A 4,677-nucleotide genomic window follows, 5' to 3' on the forward strand; every position below is an offset into this window, starting at 1 on the left:
CGCTGGGGGACGGGTTGAGGGGCGGCACGTTGATCGGTCAAAGCGAGTGTCGCACGTTGCGCTTGTTCCCGCCAAGCGTCCCGGTCGGCCTCGGCAGTTGCGGCCCTCCGTTCGGCGGCTTCAAGCTGTGCCCGTAGCACAGCCGTTTCCACCGTTTCCTTTGGAGTTTCCAATCGTTCATATTCAACGGTTTCTGGCTGTTTCCGTGGAAACGCGCGGAACAGTTCGGCGGGGTCTATTTGGTATCCCGCAGGGGTTTTGTCAGCATAGCTTAGCTTACCTGATTTCAGGGCTTTGCTAATAGTTCCCTTGGCAACACCAGCAGCCTTTGCGGCTTCTCCTAGACTTAGATAGGTCACGAATCTTCACCCGTTTCCAATCGTTCAAATGGTGGTGTTTCCGGGGTTTCCATATACTGCGCGGGCAAGTCAGGTTCCATCCCCGGAAGTGATGGTTCAGACGGGGGCGGAAGGCCCGGACCGCTTGGCAACTGACGCTCTCCCGGGAACAGGTTCGGCAGGCGATGGAGCGCCGGTTGTGCGCCCAGTTCATCACGATCCGGCTGTTCATCATCTGCAATCAGCACAGCCGCTGAGAACAAGCTGTAGCGAATGCCATCACGCTTGCCGCTCCATGCGACCCGATCATTGATGATATAAGCGCAGGCTGTCCCGGTTGGGCCGATCTGGCGGACTTCGATCCACCCTTGTTCGCGAAGTATGGACAAAGCCCGCTTAAGGGTGGGGAGTGAGCAATGGGCTGCCTTTGCCAATGTCGTTTGGCTGGTCACAATGGCATTATGCCGTCCCATTTGAGCCACCAGCACATGAAGCACCGATGACGCACGGGGGTTGGCGATGGCCAGTTGCGCCCATCTCTCATGAGCGGCGCGATCAGTCTGCACCCATGTCCCGCCCGGTGCGGTGGTCAAACCCAGTTGCTTTGACTCTTGCGACATTGGCACTCCCCAGTCCCACAGACTGATAAATTTGATCCAGCGTGAGCTACCCCTAGCTCATCTATGATCCAAATCAGAACGTCATTGAATGAAATTCAAAACCGACGTGCCGAAAACGTGTTGCAATTTCAATCATAAATTTTCGAATTTTGTTCGAACCTAGCTCATAGCTGGTGAGCTAGGGGTAGCTCATAGCTGGTGAGCTACCCCCCCCCGCTAAGTTGATGATTATAAATGGTTTTTATTTAATCCCTTCTATGATCTTATGATTACCCCCTGAAAGGGGGCTGCGAGTTATCCATGCCCCGCCATAGCGCTATCCAAAAGCTGGCGGCGGCGGGGGGTGGGTAACTCGCTAATCAGGCCGCCTACGGCGGTGATGATGAGTGCCGCTAGTCGCGGCACGCGTTAGGCGCATGACGGACAGGAATCCGCATCCCTTCCACGTCGCACACGCTGCAAGGTCGCAATTGGCTATCAGGGGGTGTGCAGGAGGCGATTCCGGCCCATAGAGCGCAGGGAGGCGTTGGGGGGTAGGTTTCGCCATCCAAGGGCTTGGCGGTGCCCTGACGGGCACCAGAGGGTAAAATCAGGGGTTTTCGGTTCCGCGCAGATGGCAAGGCGGACATTCGCCCTCGCCTGCCGTGCCCCAGCTATCGAGCCAGCGGGCCACTTCCTCGCCGGTCAGATGCAGCCCGGTTTCCTGATATTCGGCCCATGAGGCGAGGGCTTCGGCCTTGAAGCTTTCGCGGGCTTCCACGTGGCCCACGATCAGATTTGTCCCGTCGCCACAAGCTGGCCGAGCAGGGCGTTTACACGGGTTTGCCATCCGGGGCCGCTGTCGCGCAGATGCTCCACCGTCTTTGCATCCAAGCGGATTTTCACCTCGACCTTGGGAGCATCCAGCTTGGGCCGCCCGCGCTTGCGGCCCATCTTGGCGTCAACCCAGTCAACACCATGGACCTCACGCGCCGGACGCATACCCTGCATGAACTCCTCGGATAGCGGAGCATCTTCGCTGTGAATTTCGGGATCAAACTTGGGACGCATAGTAGAACCTCACCTCGTGTTTCTCCGCTCTGCGGAGGCTGATGGCGCGTATTGCATCGTCCGTTGAACCATCGGCATAGGCCAAAAAATAGAGGCGGTCGCCGATGAAGCCGATGGATACGAAGCGAACTTCGCCATAGTCGAACCGTGTGTCTTCACGGTCGAGCGATGTTGTAAAATCGAAGTCCGCCGCAGCCTGCAATGATACGCCGTGCTTGGCGAGATTAGCCTCGTCCTTGGCCGGATCGAACTCGACTTCCATAGCAATCTCGTACACCCATTAAATGTTAAGAGCAAGAATTTACGTACACCCGATAATGAACTGGCCTATTGCGCCTGCAAGGGCACCCAATCGCCCTTGCAGCGTTGAGTTTTGGCGTCCCATCGTGCGGTGCAGCCGTATAGCCGCTGTTCAATCTTGGGTTCCTTCGCCCACTGGTAGGCGAGGGCCGCGGCGAAGATCAGGCCCAGCCCGATCATGGCCGCGTAGAGCCATCCCTTCAGATGCTCCCACCCGATGGCTGCGCTGACGCGCTGAAGCTGCGTAGCGGCCCGCAGGAGTTCGTTGAGCGCGTTCTGCGTCTGCTGCCCCGCTTCGGCGCGCTGGCGGGCGTCATGCTCGATCTGGCGGGACAGGGCGGCGACCTGCTGGGCGACCCCTTCGGCCCCGGCCTTCCGCATGGCGTCGAGCAGGATGCGATAGTCCGCGCCGGGATCGGAGGGAGGGGGCGCGTCGAACTCGGCAGGGTCGAAGGGATCAGGCATCGGCAGGGCCTCCCTTGAAGGTCCAGCCCTCGAACGCCTTGCGGTCCTGATCGCGGCTGATGCGGTTCATCAGGTCATTGAGGCGGGATTCCCATGCGGGGTCTTTCATGGCGGCATCGAGGAGCAGGCCGCCGAGGATGATCTTGCGGCGCGCATCGGCCTTGCGGTTCATGGTGGCGGCGCGGGCTTCCAGTGCCTGCAACCGGGCCTTGGCCTGCTGGACCTTGCGACGTGCGGTTTCGATAGCCTCTGGCGTGGGAGCGGCCATGGTCAATCCTTTCGCTGCGCGATATTGATAGCACCGGACCCGACCGAACGAAAGAGAGGAAGGGCGCACTTATGCAAACTTGCGTTTGCGTGCGTCAGGGGATACCCCTGAACCCCAGCGGGCTATCGCCCGCGCCATGCTCCCGCATGGCTAGTAAGGGCGCGGCGATGGCGAGCTTCCATCTTGCGGTTAAGACGATCAGCCGTTCCGCCGGTCGCAGTGCGACGGCGGCAGCGGCTTATCGTGCGGGCGTCGAAATCACGGACGAGCGAACCGGCCTCGTCCACGATTACACCCGCAAGCAAGGCGTCGAGCATAACGCGCTTGTTGTGCCCGCCGACGCCCCGGCGTGGGCCAACAACCGGGCCGCGCTCTGGAACGCCGCCGAGCAGGCCGAGACGCGCAAGAACTCCACCGTCGCCCGTGAATATGAAATCGCGCTTCCGGCCGAGTTGTCGGCCGAGGCGCGGCGCGAGCTTGCGCTGGGCCTCGCGCGGGAGATCAGCGAGCGGCATGGGGTGGCGGTGGACGTGGCGATCCACGCACCAGGTCGCGAGGGCGACCAGCGCAACCATCATGCCCATCTGCTGACGACGACGCGGCGGATCGGCCCGGAAGGGCTGGGCGAGAAGACCCGCGAACTGGACCAGAAGACGAGCGGGGAGGTCGAGCGCTGGCGTGGCCGGTGGGCCGAGATGCAGAATGTTGCCCTTGAGCGCGCCGGTAGCGTGGAGCGGGTGGACCATCGCAGCCACCAGCGGCAGGGGATCGAGCAGGAGGCGACCGTGCATATGGGGCCGAGCGCGACGGCGATGGAGCGCCGCGCCGAGCATCAGGCGATGCGGGAGGGGCGGGCCTATGAGCCGGTGACGATGGTGGGCCAGCACAACGCCGGCGTCATCGAGCGGCGGGGCCTGCGCCAGTATATCGAGCGGGGGACCGAGTGGCTACGCGATGCGGGGCAGCGCATATCGGGCAGACTCCATGCGTTCGCGGCGACCTTGAGCGGCGCGGTCGATCGCGATCGGCGCGATGCCGCCGAGGCGCAGCGTCAGGAGCAGCTTGCCGCCGAGCGCGCCCGTGAGCAGGCACAGGAGCGCCAGCAGGCGCAGGAACGGGAAAAGGTGGCGGAGAAGTTCAGGACCATAGCCGGGAAGCGCGAGGCGGGCGCCCACGGCTATGGCGACCATAACAGCGACTGGAAGGCGACCCCGGAGGCGCTCCGCAAGGCGGTGGATGCCTATAACGGGGCGAACCAGCACACCAAGGATCTCTACATCGAGCAGATCCAGCGCGAACCCCAAATGGCGCGGGCGGTGGGGCAGTTGCTCCACGAGCGCGAGCTGGTCCTGCAACGGGATCGCGGCATGAGCCTGTGAGGGTGACGGAAAACCCTGAAATCGGGGTTTTCGTGCGGACTTCCAATGCGTCAGGGTTTTTCGTGCAGCCAGATCGCAGCGGCGGCGTGGTCGCGACTGGGGCGGTCAGCCATGCGCGGGTTCAGGTGAAACCCGCCGCCCTCATGCCTCATCGCCGCTAGGGCTGTTGCCCTGGCGGCTGAACAGACGGGACCAGAATCCACGCTGGGGGACGGGTTGAGGGGCGGCACGTTGATCGGTCAAAGCGAGTGTCGCAC

At 62.3% G+C, this 4,677-nt stretch carries 8 protein-coding genes; 1 reads left to right on the forward strand and 7 read right to left on the reverse strand.

Annotated elements, in window-relative coordinates:
• From AX724_RS24610 to AX724_RS19550, 7 genes are all read right to left on the reverse strand, one after another.
• Positions 1-359, reverse strand: a 359-nt coding sequence (locus tag AX724_RS24610; protein ID WP_231736767.1) for a hypothetical protein, incomplete at its 3' end; no start/stop codon positions are given.
• Positions 356-931 (reverse strand): helix-turn-helix domain-containing protein, encoded by a 576-nt coding sequence (locus AX724_RS23150; RefSeq protein ID WP_082733612.1) that lies wholly within the window; start codon positions 929-931, stop codon positions 356-358. The genes AX724_RS24610 and AX724_RS23150, both read right to left, overlap by 4 nt.
• A 616-nt stretch (positions 932-1,547) precedes the next feature.
• Complete coding sequence (locus AX724_RS23155; protein ID WP_231736768.1) at positions 1,548-1,718, reverse strand: transcriptional regulator; 171 nt, start codon at positions 1,716-1,718, stop codon at positions 1,548-1,550.
• Positions 1,719-1,729: 11 nt separating this feature from the next.
• Positions 1,730-2,008, reverse strand: a complete 279-nt coding sequence (locus AX724_RS19535; protein WP_029547671.1) for a BrnA antitoxin family protein — start codon at positions 2,006-2,008, stop codon at positions 1,730-1,732.
• Complete coding sequence (locus AX724_RS19540; protein WP_010337273.1) at positions 1,992-2,270, reverse strand: BrnT family toxin; 279 nt, start codon at positions 2,268-2,270, stop codon at positions 1,992-1,994. Before AX724_RS19540 ends, AX724_RS19535 begins: the two co-directional genes overlap by 17 nt.
• A gap of 65 nt (positions 2,271-2,335) precedes the next feature.
• Positions 2,336-2,773, reverse strand: a complete 438-nt coding sequence (locus tag AX724_RS19545; RefSeq protein ID WP_066769916.1) for a hypothetical protein — start codon at positions 2,771-2,773, stop codon at positions 2,336-2,338.
• On the reverse strand, positions 2,766-3,041 hold the full coding sequence (locus AX724_RS19550) for a hypothetical protein (protein WP_010337271.1): 276 nt from the start codon (positions 3,039-3,041) through the stop codon (positions 2,766-2,768). The genes AX724_RS19545 and AX724_RS19550 overlap by 8 nt, the downstream gene beginning before the upstream one ends.
• 146 nt (positions 3,042-3,187) lie before the next feature.
• Here AX724_RS19550 and mobQ point away from each other — a divergent pair, with 146 nt between their 5' ends.
• On the forward strand, positions 3,188-4,420 hold the full coding sequence (mobQ, locus tag AX724_RS19555) for a MobQ family relaxase (RefSeq protein WP_231736769.1): 1,233 nt from the start codon (positions 3,188-3,190) through the stop codon (positions 4,418-4,420).
• Positions 4,421-4,677: the final 257 nt, after the last annotated feature.

It is taken from the genome of Sphingobium sp. CCH11-B1, assembly GCF_001556865.1.
Lineage (GTDB): Bacteria > Pseudomonadota > Alphaproteobacteria > Sphingomonadales > Sphingomonadaceae > Sphingobium.